Here is a 14938-nt window from a genome sequence, read left to right on the forward strand (position 1 = left end):
CCGAGTATGCGAGCAAGCGGAATCGCGTTGGCCAACAGTATCGGTCGCTACATCACTGCGGCCGGACCGCTGGTAGCGGGAGTCATCGCGACTTCGTGGTTCGGCGGCAACCTGGGCATTGCGACGGCCGTTCTCGCGTCCACCGGAGTGATCGCTCTCGTCGGGTTGTACTTCGCGCCGGAAACCCGTGACGCGGCCCTGCCGACCGATCCCGAACACCATGCTCCCGCCGACACCGTGCCGGCACCCACGTCAGTGAAAGGAACGTCGGCATGAACGTTTACGCAGGTTCGAAAGCAGTTGTCGTCGGAGGATCCATCGGCGGACTGACTGCAGCGCTCCTTCTGCGAGACCTCGGCTTCGAGGTCGACGTCTTCGAGCGGACGCCGTCCGATCTGGACGGACGCGGTGGCGGCATCGTTCTCCAACCCGACACCCTTCGGTGGTTCCGTGAGCGAAGTTCGCAGCGGCCGGAGGACGTGAGCACCACCACCGACTGGGTCCAGTACATCGAGGACGACAATCGGATCGTCGACCGTGATGCCCGGTCGTGGTCGCACACATCCTGGGGGACCTTCTATCGGGCGTTGCTGGCGGACTTCGGACGCGAGCACTACCACCTCGGTGAATTCGCCTGCGGTTTCGATCAGGACGAGGACTCTGTCACCGTTCGATTCGTCAGCGGCACACAGGTCCATGCAGATCTGGTCGTGATCGCCGATGGGGTCACATCTGCCAACCGCTCACGAATCGACCCCGATGTGACGCTGGAGTATTCGGGGTACATCGGGTGGCGGGGCACGGTGGACGAAGCCATGTTGACATCGGAGACGGCCCAGCTGCTGCACAACTCGATCACCTACAACATCGTGCAGAACTCGCACATCACGATGTACCCCATTCCAAGCGCGCGAGGAACTGCTGTCGGCGATCGGTTGATGAACTACGTCTGGTATCGAAACGTTCCGGAAGGCCCCGATCTCGATGAGATGCTCACCGACAAGCGAGGGTTTCAGGGAAAGGTGTCCGTCCATCCCCACCAGGTCCAGGATCGGTACGTCGAGGAGATGCGCGATGCCGCGTCGAGGTTGCTCGCACCTGCCGCTGCCGAGGTCGTCACCTCGACCGAGGCACCGTTCATTCAGGTCGTGTGGGACTCGCGCGCGTCCAAGATGGCCAGCGGACGTGTCGCACTGATCGGGGATGCGGCGTGCGGGGCCAGGCCACATGCGGCGGCCGGAACCGCCAAGGCAGCAGCTGACGCGTGGGCGCTCAGCGACGCGCTCTCGGCGTCTGCCGGGAACATCGTCGAAGCGCTCGAGAAGTGGGAGCCTGGGCAACTGGAACTGAGTAGCAATCTGTTGGCGAGGGTGAAGGCAATGGGCGAGAGATCGCAATTCACCAACACCTGGACGCCAGGGGACAAAGACCTTCGATTCGGCCTGTACGGGCCCGGTCGCTAGAGACGCGATCGCTAGAAAGGAAATGCGATGACTACCAACAATTTCCTCAGCGACCTCCCATTGGCAGGGACTCTCGTTGCGGAGAACTTCGACGGATGGTCCGACGAACTGCGGGCCGAGTTCGGTGCCCACGAATACGACGGCGAGGTGGGTTCGACTCTGCTGAGCCAGAACGACCGGGTTCGAGTGTGGGAGATTCGGCTTGCGCCCGGTGAGCGCTGGCACGCACACCGTCACGTACTCGATTACTTCTGGACCGCGGTGAACGCCGGCACTTCCCGGCAACACACCTTCGACGGCACTACGCGAGACGTCTCGTACTCCGCGGGTGAAACTCGTCATTTCCACTTCGCTGCGGGTGAGTTTCTACTGCACGACATCGAGAACGTGGGCACCGGCGAGTTGATCTTCACCACGGTCGAGCATCTCGACTCGGACAACGATGCACTTCCGGTGGTGGGATCGTGACCACAGGTCTGGTCGACATCCACGCCCACTGGTTGCCGGAAGAGTTGTTCGGGCTCCCGCCCGGCTCGCCGTTCGGCGCCATGCAAGACCGCGGCGGTGAACTTTTCCTGGGGACATCCCCCTCTCCATTCGGACCGAAGCAATGAGCGACGTCACCGCTGTACTGGCCGACATGGACCGGTTCGGAATCGACATTCGTGCACTGTCGCCGCCGCCCTTTGCGTTCGCGACGGCTGCCGACGTTTCTGCGGAGGAGTACACGAGTTCCTACAATGCTGCCCTCACGGAAGTGGTATCGGACTCGGCGGGACGACTTTCCGGACTTGGAACCGTGCGACTCGACGATCCCGACGCTGCGGATCGTCAGATCCGTACGCTCGCTGCACAGAACGTATTGGTGGGTATCGCGATTCCTCCCATCGTGCGGGGAGGTTCGCTCGATGTCGGTGTGCTGCGTTCGATCGTGCGGTCGGCATCGACTAATCGGATGGCGGTGCTCGTCCATCCGATGCAGCTGCCACAGCCGGAATGGGCCAGCTACTACCTCGCGAACCTCATCGGCAACCCCGTGGAAACGGCTACCGCGGTCGCGTCGAGCATCCTGGGCGGTGTTCTCGAGGAGCTGCCGGATCTGCGCCTGTGCTTCGTTCACGGCGGCGGATGCGCCCCATCGCTTCTGGGCCGTTGGGCGCACGCGTGGGAGGCTCGTCCCGACGTGCGCACGGCGAGCGCGACATCACCGCGAGAGCTGTTTCGTGCGCCCTACTTCGACACGGTCACTCACGATGACGCTGCGCTCGGGTTGCTGCGTGAGCATGCAGCCGAGAGCAGGATCGTGTGCGGTACGGACTATCCGTTCGACATGGCAGAGTCGGACATCGCGACCTTCGTCGACCGGTCCGGACTCGAGCGGTCGGTGCTCGCGGCCAACGCGCGGGCGTTCCTCGGCGCCGACATTCGATCGGCCGTGCCGTCGTGACCGGCCTGTTCGACTCGATCACTCTGCGCGATTCGACTATGCAGAACCGAATCTGGATGTCGCCGATGATGCAGTTCGCGGCCGATCCGGAGGGGGAAAGCACAGGTGCAGCGACGGACTGGCACTTTCAGCACTTCGCGGCTCGCGCGGTCGGCGGTGTGGGACTGGCGATGATCGAGGCGACGGCCGTGACACCAGACGGACGCAGCAGCGAATTCGACCTCGGCCTGTGGAACGATGCGCAGGCGCACTCGCACCGCCGAATCATCGAGTTCTTGCACTCGCAGGGAACAGCGGTTGGAATTCAACTCGTTCACGCCGGACGCAAGGCGTCGACAGGACGGCCGTGGAATACAGGCGATTTCGTGGAAAGTAAGTGGCAGACGGTCGCTCCGAGTCCGGAAGCCTTCGGCGATTTGCCTGAGCCTGTTGCGCTCACGAGACGCCAGATCGGCGACATCGTGGAGTCCTTCGCAACCAGTGCGAGTCGCGCAGCTGCCGTGGGTTTCGACGTCCTCGAACTTCATGGCGCGCACGGATATCTGATTCATCAGTTTCTGTCGCCATCCTCGAATCGGCGTACCGATGAATACGGAGGATCACTCACCAATCGCATGCGGTTCGCCGTCGAAGTCGTCGATGCGGTTCGGCGAGTGTGGCCTGGCAACCGCCCATTGTTCTTCCGTGTCTCGGCAACCGATTGGCTTGCCGGCGATACGGACGACGCCCGTCCTGGCTGGACGGTGGAGGACACCGTGGCCTTGGCGGACGTGTTGTCCAGCCATGGCGTCGACCTGTTCGACGTCTCGACAGGAGGCATAGTGCCCGACGCGCGCATACCCGTCGGGCCTGGATATCAGGTGCGATTCGCGGCGGAGGTGCGCAGCAGAACCGGAATGCCCACCGCCGCAGTCGGATTGATCACGGACCCCGCGCAGGCGAACTCCATAGTGGAATCGGGGCAGGCCGACGCCGTGTTCTTGGCTCGGGAGTTGCTGCGTGATCCGTACTGGGGTCAGCGAGCGGCACGAGAACTCGCCGTGCCGCTGCGGCACCCTCCGAACTACGCACGCGCATTCAGAGATCGAGTGCCGCGACAGCCGGCCCCTGTGCACTAGCGCCCTGGCCCCGCCTTCACGAGATCGTGACGGGTGGGGCCGTGGCTTCACCGAGCGTTCGAGGGTTGCCGTCGCTCGCTCAGAACGCCCGCTCGTACTGCGGGGCAACGGCCGGGGTGATCTCTGCTCCGAGTTCCCGTGCTGCACGTCTCGGCCAGTATGGGTCACGGAGAAGTTCTCGGGCGAGCAGCACGGCTACCGCAACACCCGAGGAGACGATCTCCTCTGCCTGCTTGGGCTCGGTGATCATTCCGACCGCCGCAGCAGGAACCGTCGTCTCGTCCTGGATCCGTTGGGCGAACGGAACTTGATACCCAGGTCCGACAGGAATCTTCGCTCGAACATTTCCACCGGTGGACACGTCGATCAGATCGACGCCGTGATCTTCGAGAAGCTGAACCAGCGCAACCGTCTGGTCGGCGGTCCAACTCGGTGCGTCGAGACCCTCGATGTCCTCGTCCAGCCAATCCGTCGCCGATACGCGGACGAACAGTGGGAGTTCGGCCGGCCAGACCTTCCGGACAGCGTCGACGATCTCGATGAGAAGACGAGTCCGGCCCGTGAAATCGCCGCCATACTCGTCGGTGCGCTGATTGCTTGCGGGGGAGAGGAACTGGTGAAGGAGGTAACCATGTGCTGCGTGGATCTCGACGACCTTGAAGCCGGCACGCAACGAGCGCTCTGCCGCAGCGACGAAATCGCGCACGATCTGCTCGATGTCGTCTCTGGTCGCTTCCCGTGGCGTCGCGTAGTCACCGAAGGCGACCGCAGACGGGCCGACGGTTTCCCAGCCGAGCGGCTCGGTGGCCGGAATGGACTTTCCGCCTACCCACGGAGCCGAGGTCGACGCCTTACGTCCGGCATGCGCGAGTTGAATGCCCGGTACCGATCCGTACGCCTCGATACGCGCAACGATGTCGGCGAACGCCTGTTCCTGAGTGTCGTTCCAGATCCCGAGGTCGGCCGGGCTGATCCGACCTTCTGGACTCACTGCGGCGGCCTCGGTGAGAATGAGCCCGGCGCCGCCGATCGCACGGCTCACCAGATGTGTTCGGTGCCAATCGTGTGGGGCGCCCACTCCCTCACCCTCGGTGTCTGCGGAGTACTGGCACATCGGCGACATCCACACTCTGTTCGGAAACGTGATGCTGCGCAGAGTCAGGGGTTCGAACAGCGCGGTCAAGAGATCTCCTCTGTCGTCGGAAGTGAAGGTGTCGAATCCAGAAGGGTTCGCTGGCGACAACCACTCGAGCAGGGTCGTCATTCCCGACGAAGGTCGAGATGCATCGCCGGTTAGTGTGTGAAGCATGACTGCTGTACCCGTGACCGCTGATTCGACCTCGCAGCAGGTGGACCAGCGCGAGAAGGTCCATGCCGCTGCCAGGCGCGGCAGAGTTGCGTCGCGTGCTCTTGCGCTGTTGACCGCGGCGGAGAAGAACGCGGCCTTGCATGCTGCTGCGGATGCTCTTCTCGCAGCAGGCCCGCAGGTGCTCGCCGCCAACGAAGCCGACGTCGAGGCTGCGCGCGAGGCTGGAACAGGCGAGGGGTTACTCGACAGATTGCGCTTGACCGGGGCGAGGATCGACGGCATTGCCGCGGGGCTCCGGCAGGTCGCGGGACTGCCGGATCCGATCGGAGAGGTAGTTCGCGGGTCGACGCTGCCCAACGGTCTTCAAATCCGTCAACTTCGAGTGCCGCTCGGAGTGGTCGGGATGGTCTACGAAGCACGCCCGAACGTGACGGTCGACGCATTCGGGCTCGCATTCAAGTCCGGCAACGCGGCGTTGCTTCGCGGGTCGAAGTCGGCTGCGCTGTCCAATGCCGCTCTCGTCGATGCGATCCAGCAGTCTCTCGTGGCGAGTGGTCTGCCGCTCGACGCAGTTCAGTTGCTCGACAGTGCCGATCGGTCATCCGTCACACATTTGATCCAGGCACGCGGCCTTGTCGACGTCGTAATCCCGCGGGGTGGCGCCGGACTCATCGACGCGGTCGTTCGTGATGCCACCGTCCCGACGATCGAGACCGGCGTCGGGAATTGCCACATCTACGTCCATTCGGCAGCCGACCTGAAGATGGCCGAGAAGATCATTCTCAACTCCAAGACTCGTCGGGTCAGTGTCTGCAACGCCGCCGAAACGATCCTCGTCGATGCCGCCGTGGCCGAGACAGCGGTGCCACTGCTGTTGCAGGCGTTCCAGGCACACAGCGTCGTCGTCCACGGAGACCTGCCAGGCCTGGTGCCCGCCACCGACAAGGATTGGGCGGAGGAGTACTTGTCGCTCGACGTCGCGCTGAAGGTCGTCGACGGAATCGACGATGCAATCGCGCACATCGACGCCTACGGCACCGGGCACACCGAGGCGATCGTGACGGCGGATCTTCGTGCCGCCCGCGAGTTCACCACTCGTGTCGATGCCGCGGCCGTCATGGTCAACGCCTCGACGGCATTCACCGATGGAGAACAGTTCGGTTTCGGAGCCGAAATCGGTATTTCCACGCAGAAGCTCCACGCCCGAGGGCCTATGGGCCTACCCGAACTGACCTCGACGAAGTGGACTGTCTGGGGCGAGGGCCACACACGCGCGGTGTGAGGCATCGAAGTACGTAACCAAAGCAGGAGAAAAACGTGGATCGAGCATTACCGACGACACCGCCGCTGTTCGGCAGCGTCGATGACGTCGTGTCCCGACTTGCCGAGACCGGCTACCTCGCGAACAAGGCCACGGCGACGTCGGTGTTTCTTGCCGATCGGCTCGGTAAGCCGCTGCTCATCGAGGGGCCGGCGGGTGTCGGAAAGACCGAACTGGCCAGAGCCGTCGCCCAGACGGCGGGCGCGGAACTGATTCGGCTGCAGTGCTACGAGGGCGTCGACGAGGCACGTGCCCTGTACGAGTGGAATCACGCCAAGCAAATCCTGCGAATTCAATCGAGTTCCGCAGGACACCAGGACTGGGACTCCACCAAGCTCGATGTGTTCTCGGAGGAATTCCTGCTCGCGAGGCCGTTGTTGCAGGCGATCCGCCGCGAGGATCCCACGGTGTTGCTGATCGACGAGACCGACAAGGCCGACGTCGAGATCGAGGGTTTGCTGCTCGAGGTGCTGAGCGACTTCGCTGTCACCATTCCCGAGCTCGGCACGATCACCGCGACCCGCAAGCCGTTCACGGTTCTGACCTCGAACGCCACTCGCGAACTGTCCGAAGCACTCAAACGTCGCTGCCTGTTCCTGCATCTCGACTTTCCGGATGCCGAACTCGAACGGAGAATTCTGGCCAGTCGGGTGCCGGAGCTGCCGGAGGCAATCGCGGAGCAGCTGGTCCGCACCGTGCGCGTCATGCGTGCGATGCAGCTCAAGAAAGTGCCGTCGGTCGCCGAAACCATCGACTGGGGCCGGACCCTGCTTGCGCTCGGGATGGACACCCTGGACGACGACGCAGTCCGTGCCACGCTGGGAGTGGTGCTCAAGCATCAGTCCGACCAGGACAAGGCCGCAGCCGAGCTCCGGCTGAACTGACATGTTGTCCCCGTACGGATTGTCCGGCCATCTCGTCGACTTCGTCGAGGCGCTTCGGGCGCGCGGCATTGCCGTCGGACCGTCCGAAACGGTCGACGCAGGGCGTGTTCTCGCCGTGCTCGACCTCCTCGATCGCGAAGCCCTTCGCGAAGGACTGGCGTGCTCGCTCCTGCGCAGACCGACGCACCGCGACACGTTCGATGCGCTGTTCGACCTGTGGTTTCCGGCGGCAACCGGACAGCGGGAGTCCGGACAGATCGACACTGCGCTGCCGAGGATGCCCGACGGCACGATCGACTTCACCGCCCTGCGAGAGCTGATCACCGATCTTCTCGTCGACGGCAGTCCCGATGCACTCGAGCTGACCGAGATGCTGGCCGCGCAGATGGTCGAGGAGCTCGGCCAATACAAGTCGACTAACGGGCCGTCTTTCTCGGCGTATCAGGCATTGCGCGATGTCGCCCCGGATACGTTGCTGAGCAAGATCCTGCAAGGACTACTGGGAAACGCGGAAAACGGTTCGGACCGGTCGTCGGGCGCGTACGAGGACGAGGTCGCCAAGCGTACCGCCGCGCAGCGGATCGCAGATCTGCGCAAGATGGTGGAGAAGGAAACACGCCGCCGCGCCGCAGAGCAGCTCGGCCGGGAACGCGTCGCGAGCTACGGCGTTCCGAAGCTCGCCGAGGACGTCGACTTTCTGCGCGCGTCGGATACCGAGATGGTGGCTCTGCGACGCAGCGTGACGCCACTGGCGCGACTACTCGCGAGCAGGCTCGCCGCGAGGCGTAAGCGGAGCAGGTCGGGCTCGATCGATCTTCGACGCACACTGCGGAAATCCATGTCCACGGGCGGCGTGCCCATCGACCTGGTGCAGCGTAAACCGAGGAAAGCCCGCCCGGAGCTCGTGGTTCTGTGCGATGTGTCGGGGTCGGTCGCAGGGTTCAGCCACTTCACCCTGCTCCTGGTCCAGGCGCTGCGAGAGCAGTTCTCACGCGTTCGTATCTTCGCCTTCATCGACTCCACCGACGAGGTGACGCGATTCTTCGATTCGGGATCCGACCTCGGCGCGGCGATGTCGCGCGTCGTTCGAGAGTCGGAGCTGATCACCTACGACGGGCACTCCGACTATGGAAATGCGTTCGAGACCTTCGACGACAAGTACGCCCAGGCGGTGACTGCGAGGACCTCGGTACTGGTACTCGGCGACGCCCGCACCAACTACCGGGACCCGAAAGTGGCGGCGCTGGCGCGTACGGTTGCGGTGGCCAAGCACGCGTACTGGCTCAACCCGGAACCGAAGGGTCAGTGGGGTTCGGGAGACTCCGCAACCACCGTCTACAGCGACGTCATCAGCATGTACGAGTGCCGTTCCGCCGGGCAGTTGGGCGACATCGTCTCGCGGCTACTGCCGGTGTGATCTGTAGTCCTGGTCCCGCGAAGTAAGATCGACAATCGTGCAACAACAACCTGTGGCGGTCCGCAAGCTGGGAGTGATGGGCGGAACGTTCGATCCGATCCATCACGGCCACCTCGTCGCCGCCAGCGAGGTCGCCAACACCTTCGGGCTCGACGAGGTCATCTTCGTCCCGACCGGGACGCCCTGGCAGAAGGAGGGCAAGGTCGTCAGCCCGGCCGAGGACCGTTACCTCATGACGGTCATCGCCACCGCATCCAACCCTCGGTTCTCGGTCAGTCGCGTCGATGTCGACCGCGAGAAACTGACGTACACGGTGGACACCCTTCGCGACCTCCGCGAACAGCACCCGGCCGCCGAGCTGTACTTCATCACCGGCGCGGACGCGCTCGAGAGTATCCTGACCTGGCAGAACTGGGAGGAGCTGTTCGACCTCGCGAAATTCGTCGGGGTGTCGCGGCCGGGCTTCGAACTGGGAGTCGAACATCTCGCCGATCACCTCCAGGACCTACCACCGGACGCGCTGACACTGATCGAGATCCCCGCGCTGGCGATCTCCTCGACCGAATGCAGGCTGCGGGCGAGCGAAAACCGGCCCGTCTGGTATCTCGTCCCCGACGGCGTGGTCCAGTACATCTCCAAGAGAAATCTCTACCGACCGAGAGGCGAACAACGCCTCGACGGCTCCGTCACGATGTCGGAGCCATCGCCACAGAAGCTGCACCCGACAGACCAGACACAACCAGGCTCGACACCATCAGGCTCAACACAACGGGAGAATAGCTAAGTGACTGCAACCGATCAGGCCACCTCGATCGCGCGAATCGCGGCCCTCGCGGCCGACGACAAGCTGGCGACCGACGTCGTGGTCCTCGACGTCTCGGAGCAGTTGGTCATCACCGACTGCTTCGTCATCGCGTCGGCACCCAACGAACGGCAGGTCAGCGCAATCGTCGAGAACATCGAGGACAAGCTGCGCGAGGAGGGCTTCAAGCCGGTCCGCAAGGAAGGGACTCGTGAAGGACGGTGGGCGCTTCTCGACTACATCGACGTCGTCGTCCACGTCCAGCACAACGACGAACGCAACTTCTATGCGCTGGAGCGCCTGTGGAAGGACTGCCCGAGCATCGAGGTTCCCGGACTCGGTGAGCGGCCCGCTGCCGAAGTATCGGGCGACTCGGTGGAATCCGAGCAGTGACACCGGTCAAGCGGCAGCTGATTCTGCTGCGGCACGGCCAGACCGAGTACAACGCGACCGAGCGCATGCAGGGTCAACTCGACACCGACCTGACCGAACTGGGCAGAACACAGGCCAAGTCCGCAGCTGAACTGCTTGCGACGCGTTCGCCGATGCGCATCGTGTCCTCGGATCTTCGACGCGCTCTCGACACGGCCACCGCGTTGGGTGACGCGAGCGGGGTTCCCGTCGACGTCGATCAACGGCTTCGTGAAACTCATCTGGGCGACTGGCAAGGCTTGACGCATCACGACGTCGACGACCTCCTGCCCGGCGCACGGTCGGCATGGCGAGCCGACGCCACCGTCGCGCCTCCGGGGGGCGAGAGTCGCGTCGACGTCGCTCGTCGGAGCGTGCCGGTGGTCCGCGAACTGCTCGACTCCGAGATGCAATGGGGAGCTGACGGTGCGAGCGCGCCGATCGTCCTCGTCGCCCACGGAGGCCTGATCGCCGCATTGAGCGCCGCTCTGCTCGATCTTCCAGTGGATCGGTGGCCCGTGCTCGGTGGACTGTCGAACACCAGCTGGGTACAGCTGAGCAGTCACGGCGAGGGTGACGCGCTCGGCTGGCGTCTCGATGTCTGGAACGCGTCCGCGAGAGTGGCCAGTGACGTCCTCTGACGACTACCAGGTTCGCGCCGTCGACGCCGAGGCACCGCCAGTGCTTCTGGTTGTGGCGGATTCGCTGAGCTATTACGGGCCGAAGGGCGGTCTTCCCGTCGACGATCCGCGCATCTGGCCCAATCTCGTTGCGGCAGAGATGGGATGGACGGTCGAGCTGGTGGCACGCATCGGCTGGACCAGTCGCGACGCGTGGTGGGCGCTGACGCAGGATCCGCGCGTATGGGCGGCGATCCCGAAGGCAGGCGCAGTGATCTTCGGTGTCGGCGGGATGGATTCGTTGCCGTCGCCGCTGCCGACGGCGCTCCGGGAACAGATTCGGTACGTCCGTCCGCCGGCCCTCCGCCGGGTTGTGCGTGCCGGATACCAATGGGTACAACCGAGGTTCGCGCATCTCGGCTGGCCGGTGGCGCTGCCGCCGAAGCTGAGCGTCGACTACCTGGAGCAGGCGCGAGCCGCGCTGGCGTATGTTCGACCGGAACTGCCGATCATCGGAACGTTGCCCTCGGTGCATCGGAGCGATGCGTACGGCAAGGTACATGCCGGCCGACCCGCCGCTGAAAAGGCTCTGCGGCAATGGGGTGCGAAAAGCGGTGTGCCACTGGTCGATCTGGCGGACGCAGTGCGAGAGAACATCTTCTCCGACCAGGCCAACCCCGACGGAATCCACTGGGGTTGGGATGCGCACGTCGCCGTCGCAGACGCGATGCTTGCACAACTGAGAACGGTTGTACGCGAAGAGGAGCAGCGCGGGTGACGGTAGCGGTCGTGACCGATTCGTCGGCATGTCTGGGTGTAGAGCTCGCCCACGGCGCGGGGATCACCGTGGCTCCCTTGCATGTGTTCGTCGATGGAATCGACCTACGTGAGGGTCTCGATCCGATCCCGGAGAACTTCGCGGCACATGGTCCTGTCACGACAGCGGGAGCATCGCCGGGGGAGTTGGCCGGTCTCTACCGTGACGCGCTGGAACGAAGTGACGGCGCAGGCGTTGTAGCCGTGCACATTTCGCGTGGTCTCTCCAGTACCTGGGAGGCAGCTCGTCAGGCGGCAGCCGGATTGGGTGAGCGAGTCCGCGTCATCGATTCCGCGTCGGCCGGGATGGGCCTCGGCTACGCGGTGCTTGCCGCTGCCCGAGCGGCCGCCCGCGGCGAGAGCATCGACTCCGTATACGACGATGCCGTGGCAGTGGCCCATCGGAGTCGCAGTTTCATCGTGGTGGACCGGCTCGATCACTTGCGCCGGGGAGGTCGCATCGGAGCAGCGGCCGCGCTGGTCGGTACAGCACTGGCCATGAAGCCGGTGCTGCATGTGAGCGAAGGCAAGCTGGTGCTGGGCGAGAAGGCGCGAACGTCGACGAAGGCGCTCGGCAAACTCGTCGACGCCGCCCACCGGGTCGCTGGACAAGGCAGGGTTGCGCTCACCGTGCACCATATGCAGTGCCCCGAGCGTGCCGACGCTGTCGCTACCCTGTTGACACGCCGAATTCCCGAGGTCAGCGATCTTTCGGTGGTGCCTTTCGGGGCCGTTCTCGGCGCTCATGTCGGCCCCGGGGCAGTGGGAGTCGTCGTCTGTCCGGAGCGCTGACTCGGCACGGTCGAGCCGCGTTGTCCACAGCCTCGGTGGTTATCCACAGGGCAATCCTCCAGCTGCGGTGTCGTCCCGTCGGAGACCAGGGCCGTCGATACCGTCGCGGGTATGGCAAGTCCTCGAACGCAGCCGATCTCGCGAAACTCCACTCCGGTCGGACCTGGTTCTCCTGGAGCGATCGATCGCAGTCCACGCGACGTCGACGCAAACCTGACACCGGACTGGCTGAGGCAGGACGAGCAGCGTGAATCGGCGCTCTCGGCCCACCTCCCGGAGCGATGGCGCGGTGCCCGTCTCGACCCCGGCCGAACCGGGATGCTCGCGCTGTGTGGCGTCGGAGTGACCGTGCTGATCGTGGCCGGGTACGCAGTGCTGCGCGATGCGCCGGTCGTTGCGCCAGTGCCGACTCTGCCGATCGTGCAACCCATTTCGGACGTCGAGGTCGCACCCTCCGTGACCGCAGCTCCGCCGTCGACCATCGTGGTCAGTGTGGTGGGTCTGGTTGCATCCTCGGGTCTGGTGAACCTTCCGGCCGGCTCACGCGTCGCCGATGCCCTCGAGGCCGCAGGTGGACCACTCGACGGCGCGGATGTGTTGGCGCTGAACCTGGCGGCCAAGCTCGCGGACGGTGACCAGATCGTGGTCGGTGCGCCGCCGCCGGAGGGGAGGCCGATCATCAGTGGGACGGTCCAGGATTCCGCACCGGGAAGTGCCTCGACTTCGGCTACCGGAGCAACTGGCGCTGCAGCGGATGGCAGTGCAGGGGGCACAGTGAACCTCAATACCGCGACGGTGGCCGAACTCGACGCGTTGGACGGCGTCGGACCGGTGACGGCAGCGAGCATCATCGCCTGGCGGGAGGCGAACGGCGCGTTCAAGGACGTCGGGCAGTTGGCGGAGGTGGACGGTATCGGCCCGGTGCGCCTCGAAAAACTCAGAGACCAGGTCACGGTGTGAACGAACCGCTGATCCGCCCGCACGACGTGCGGCTTGTTCCGTGCGCGCTCGCCGGGTGGGTCGCCACGATCTGCGGGATTCTGGGCGGATCCGTCGTTGCCATCGTCCTCGCAGTGGCGTGGGTATGTCTGTGTGTCGCAGTGCTGTCCTGGCGAGCGCAACTGGGGCGCAGCGGCATCGGACTGATCACGATGGCAGTGATCGGTGGATGCTACTCGGGTGCGGCCGCGCTGCACGCCTGGGAATTCGAGACGAGCCCCGTGGTCGACGCCGCCGATCAACGGGCTTGGGTGAGCGCTGCGGTCGTGGTGCGCGAGGATCCACGACGACTGCGCTCGCCCGGGCCGCCGACGGTGTCCGTCCGGGCCGAGCTGGTTCAGGTCGATATCGCGGGGATACCGATCGAGCTCGGTGGACGAGTGTCGGTGTTGGCCCCGGCAACCGAGTGGCAGCACCTGGTCCCCGGGCAGACCGTCGTCCTGCGGGGTCGACTCTCGCCACCCGACAGACAGGACCTCACGCTCGCTGTCGTTCGGGTCGACGGACCTCCGCTGCGCGTCGACACACCTGGACCGGTGGCGAAAACAGCTGCAGCAGTGAGAACGTCGCTTGCGGCAGCGGCATCGGATGCGCTGCCGGTCGATCAGGCAGGGTTGCTCCCGGGTCTCGTGGTCGGTGACGTCTCGGCATTGCCGGAAGACCTGGAGTCCGACTTTCGTGCAGCGGGACTCACCCACCTGACGGCGGTCTCCGGAGCGAATTTCGCAATCGTCCTCGGCGCAGTCCTGTTGCTGACCCGTGCCATTGCGATCGGACCACGCTCGACGGTAGTGCTGTGCGCGGCAGTGTTACTCGCGTTCGTCGTCGTTGCCAGGCCGTCCCCGAGCGTGCTGCGTGCGGCGGTGATGGGCGGCATCGGACTGCTCGCGCTCGTCACGGGTCGTCGACGTCAGGCAGTCCCGGCCCTGTCCACTGCCGTGCTGGGCCTTCTGGCTTGGTGGCCCGAGCTGTCGGTCGACTTCGGCTTTGCGCTGTCGGTGGCCGCCACCGCGGGTCTTGTCGTGGTGGCGCCGGTGTGGGTCGACTGGTTGCGTGCGCACGGTTGGGGCCGCGCGCCTGCCGAAGTGGTTGCCGTCGCCGCTGCAGCGCATGCGGTGACCGCGCCGATAGTGGCGGGGATGGCTGGAACCTTCTCCGTGGTGGGAGTTCTCGCCAACATTGCGGTGGCTCCGACGGTTGCGCCGATCACCGTTGTCGGTGTCGTTGCAGCCGTGTTCGCACCGTGGGCGGGCTGGTTGGCGTCGCTGGTACTCGAATTGGCGTCGGCGCCGCTGTGGTGGCTCGTCGCGGTGGCGCGGTGGTCGGCGTCACTGCCGGGCGCGGGTGTCGTGATGCCGAGTGGAGTTGCGGGGGCCCTGACGGTCTCGGTTGTGACAGCGGTGATGCTGCTGTTGTTGCGGCTACGCGTCTATCGGTGGGTACTGGGTGGAACGGTCGTAGCAGTACTTGTGATGTGGGTTGCGTCCTCGATCCTGTGACGCGAAGTGGCGTGTACGAACCCGTCGGACCGGCATGGCA

General features: G+C 64.8%; 16 protein-coding genes and 1 pseudogene. 16 read left to right on the forward strand and 1 reads right to left on the reverse strand.

From position 1 onward, the window contains the following. The 6 genes and pseudogenes from A2J03_RS23180 to A2J03_RS23200 form a co-directional block, all read left to right on the forward strand. Window positions 1–276 (forward strand): annotated as a pseudogene (locus A2J03_RS23180) (MFS transporter); the annotation flags it as partial. Continuing rightward, complete coding sequence (locus tag A2J03_RS23185) at window positions 273–1463, forward strand: FAD binding domain-containing protein (RefSeq protein WP_068378657.1); 1191 nt, start codon at window positions 273–275, stop codon at window positions 1461–1463. The pseudogene A2J03_RS23180 and the gene A2J03_RS23185, both read left to right, overlap by 4 nt. A gap of 27 nt (window positions 1464–1490) precedes the next feature. Then, window positions 1491–1931 (forward strand): hypothetical protein, encoded by a 441-nt coding sequence (locus A2J03_RS23190; RefSeq protein ID WP_068378659.1) that lies wholly within the window; start codon window positions 1491–1493, stop codon window positions 1929–1931. After that, window positions 1928–2077: a hypothetical protein gene (locus A2J03_RS31270; RefSeq protein ID WP_197480925.1), complete on the forward strand. Its 150-nt coding sequence runs from the start codon at window positions 1928–1930 to the stop codon at window positions 2075–2077. The genes A2J03_RS23190 and A2J03_RS31270 overlap by 4 nt, the downstream gene beginning before the upstream one ends. Beyond that, window positions 2074–2910, forward strand: coding sequence for an amidohydrolase family protein (locus tag A2J03_RS23195; RefSeq protein WP_197480926.1), 837 nt, complete (start codon window positions 2074–2076; stop codon window positions 2908–2910). The genes A2J03_RS31270 and A2J03_RS23195 overlap by 4 nt, the downstream gene beginning before the upstream one ends. After that, entirely contained in the window at window positions 2907–4028 is a 1122-nt protein-coding gene (locus A2J03_RS23200; protein WP_068378660.1) for an NADH:flavin oxidoreductase/NADH oxidase, read from the forward strand. The genes A2J03_RS23195 and A2J03_RS23200 overlap by 4 nt, the downstream gene beginning before the upstream one ends. 79 nt (window positions 4029–4107) lie before the next feature. Here A2J03_RS23200 and A2J03_RS23205 read toward each other — a convergent pair whose 3' ends face one another. Beyond that, on the reverse strand, window positions 4108–5211 hold the full coding sequence (locus A2J03_RS23205; protein WP_068378710.1) for an NADH:flavin oxidoreductase/NADH oxidase: 1104 nt from the start codon (window positions 5209–5211) through the stop codon (window positions 4108–4110). A 124-nt stretch (window positions 5212–5335) separates the two neighbouring features. On the opposite strand from A2J03_RS23205, the gene A2J03_RS23210 reads away from it, so the two are divergent. The 10 genes from A2J03_RS23210 (at window position 5336) to A2J03_RS23255 (ending at window position 14898) form a co-directional block, all read left to right on the forward strand. Further along, a complete protein-coding gene (locus A2J03_RS23210) occupies window positions 5336–6619 on the forward strand; it encodes a glutamate-5-semialdehyde dehydrogenase (RefSeq protein WP_068378664.1) in 1284 nt (427 codons plus the stop codon). Between the two features lie 35 nt (window positions 6620–6654). Then, window positions 6655–7542: an AAA family ATPase gene (locus A2J03_RS23215; protein WP_068378665.1), complete on the forward strand. Its 888-nt coding sequence runs from the start codon at window positions 6655–6657 to the stop codon at window positions 7540–7542. Between the two features lies 1 nt (window position 7543). Further along, complete coding sequence (locus A2J03_RS23220; protein ID WP_068378667.1) at window positions 7544–8959, forward strand: vWA domain-containing protein; 1416 nt, start codon at window positions 7544–7546, stop codon at window positions 8957–8959. A 76-nt stretch (window positions 8960–9035) separates the two neighbouring features. After that, on the forward strand, window positions 9036–9743 hold the full coding sequence (nadD, locus tag A2J03_RS23225; protein ID WP_068378713.1) for a nicotinate-nucleotide adenylyltransferase: 708 nt from the start codon (window positions 9036–9038) through the stop codon (window positions 9741–9743). Next, on the forward strand, window positions 9744–10154 hold the full coding sequence (gene rsfS, locus A2J03_RS23230; protein ID WP_068378669.1) for a ribosome silencing factor: 411 nt from the start codon (window positions 9744–9746) through the stop codon (window positions 10152–10154). Between the two features lie 65 nt (window positions 10155–10219). Further along, the gene (locus A2J03_RS23235) at window positions 10220–10813 is read left to right on the forward strand and encodes a histidine phosphatase family protein (protein WP_231912676.1); all 594 of its coding nucleotides are present in this window, start codon (window positions 10220–10222) and stop codon (window positions 10811–10813) included. Further along, complete coding sequence (gene octT / locus A2J03_RS23240; protein WP_068378673.1) at window positions 10800–11570, forward strand: diglucosylglycerate octanoyltransferase; 771 nt, start codon at window positions 10800–10802, stop codon at window positions 11568–11570. The genes A2J03_RS23235 and octT overlap by 14 nt, the downstream gene beginning before the upstream one ends. Continuing rightward, window positions 11567–12400, forward strand: a complete 834-nt coding sequence (locus tag A2J03_RS23245; protein ID WP_068378675.1) for a DegV family protein — start codon at window positions 11567–11569, stop codon at window positions 12398–12400. The genes octT and A2J03_RS23245 overlap by 4 nt, the downstream gene beginning before the upstream one ends. A 111-nt stretch (window positions 12401–12511) precedes the next feature. After that, entirely contained in the window at window positions 12512–13360 is an 849-nt protein-coding gene (locus tag A2J03_RS23250) for a ComEA family DNA-binding protein (protein WP_068378678.1), read from the forward strand. Then, on the forward strand, window positions 13357–14898 hold the full coding sequence (locus A2J03_RS23255) for a ComEC/Rec2 family competence protein (RefSeq protein WP_068378682.1): 1542 nt from the start codon (window positions 13357–13359) through the stop codon (window positions 14896–14898). Before A2J03_RS23250 ends, A2J03_RS23255 begins: the two co-directional genes overlap by 4 nt. The last annotated feature ends 40 nt before the right edge of the window (window positions 14899–14938 follow it).

Origin of the sequence: Rhodococcus sp. EPR-157 (assembly GCF_001647195.1) — a bacterium.
Taxonomy (GTDB): Bacteria; Actinomycetota; Actinomycetes; order Mycobacteriales; family Mycobacteriaceae; genus Rhodococcoides.

Bases quoted from the DNA above. Each gene is read 5' to 3' on its own strand.
- A2J03_RS23190 (WP_068378659.1), top strand. From the start codon at position 1,491: ATGACTACCAACAATTTCCTCAGCGACCTCCCATTGGCAGGGACTCTC.
- A2J03_RS23235 (WP_231912676.1), top strand. From the start codon at position 10,220: ATGCAGGGTCAACTCGACACCGACCTGACCGAACTGGGCAGAACACAG.
- A2J03_RS23220 (WP_068378667.1), top strand. From the start codon at position 7,544: ATGTTGTCCCCGTACGGATTGTCCGGCCATCTCGTCGACTTCGTCGAG.
- nadD (WP_068378713.1), top strand. From the start codon at position 9,036: ATGGGCGGAACGTTCGATCCGATCCATCACGGCCACCTCGTCGCCGCC.
- A2J03_RS23250 (WP_068378678.1), top strand. From the start codon at position 12,512: ATGGCAAGTCCTCGAACGCAGCCGATCTCGCGAAACTCCACTCCGGTC.
- A2J03_RS23210 (WP_068378664.1), top strand. From the start codon at position 5,336: ATGACTGCTGTACCCGTGACCGCTGATTCGACCTCGCAGCAGGTGGAC.
- A2J03_RS23185 (WP_068378657.1), top strand. From the start codon at position 273: ATGAACGTTTACGCAGGTTCGAAAGCAGTTGTCGTCGGAGGATCCATC.
- A2J03_RS23195 (WP_197480926.1), top strand. From the start codon at position 2,074: ATGAGCGACGTCACCGCTGTACTGGCCGACATGGACCGGTTCGGAATC.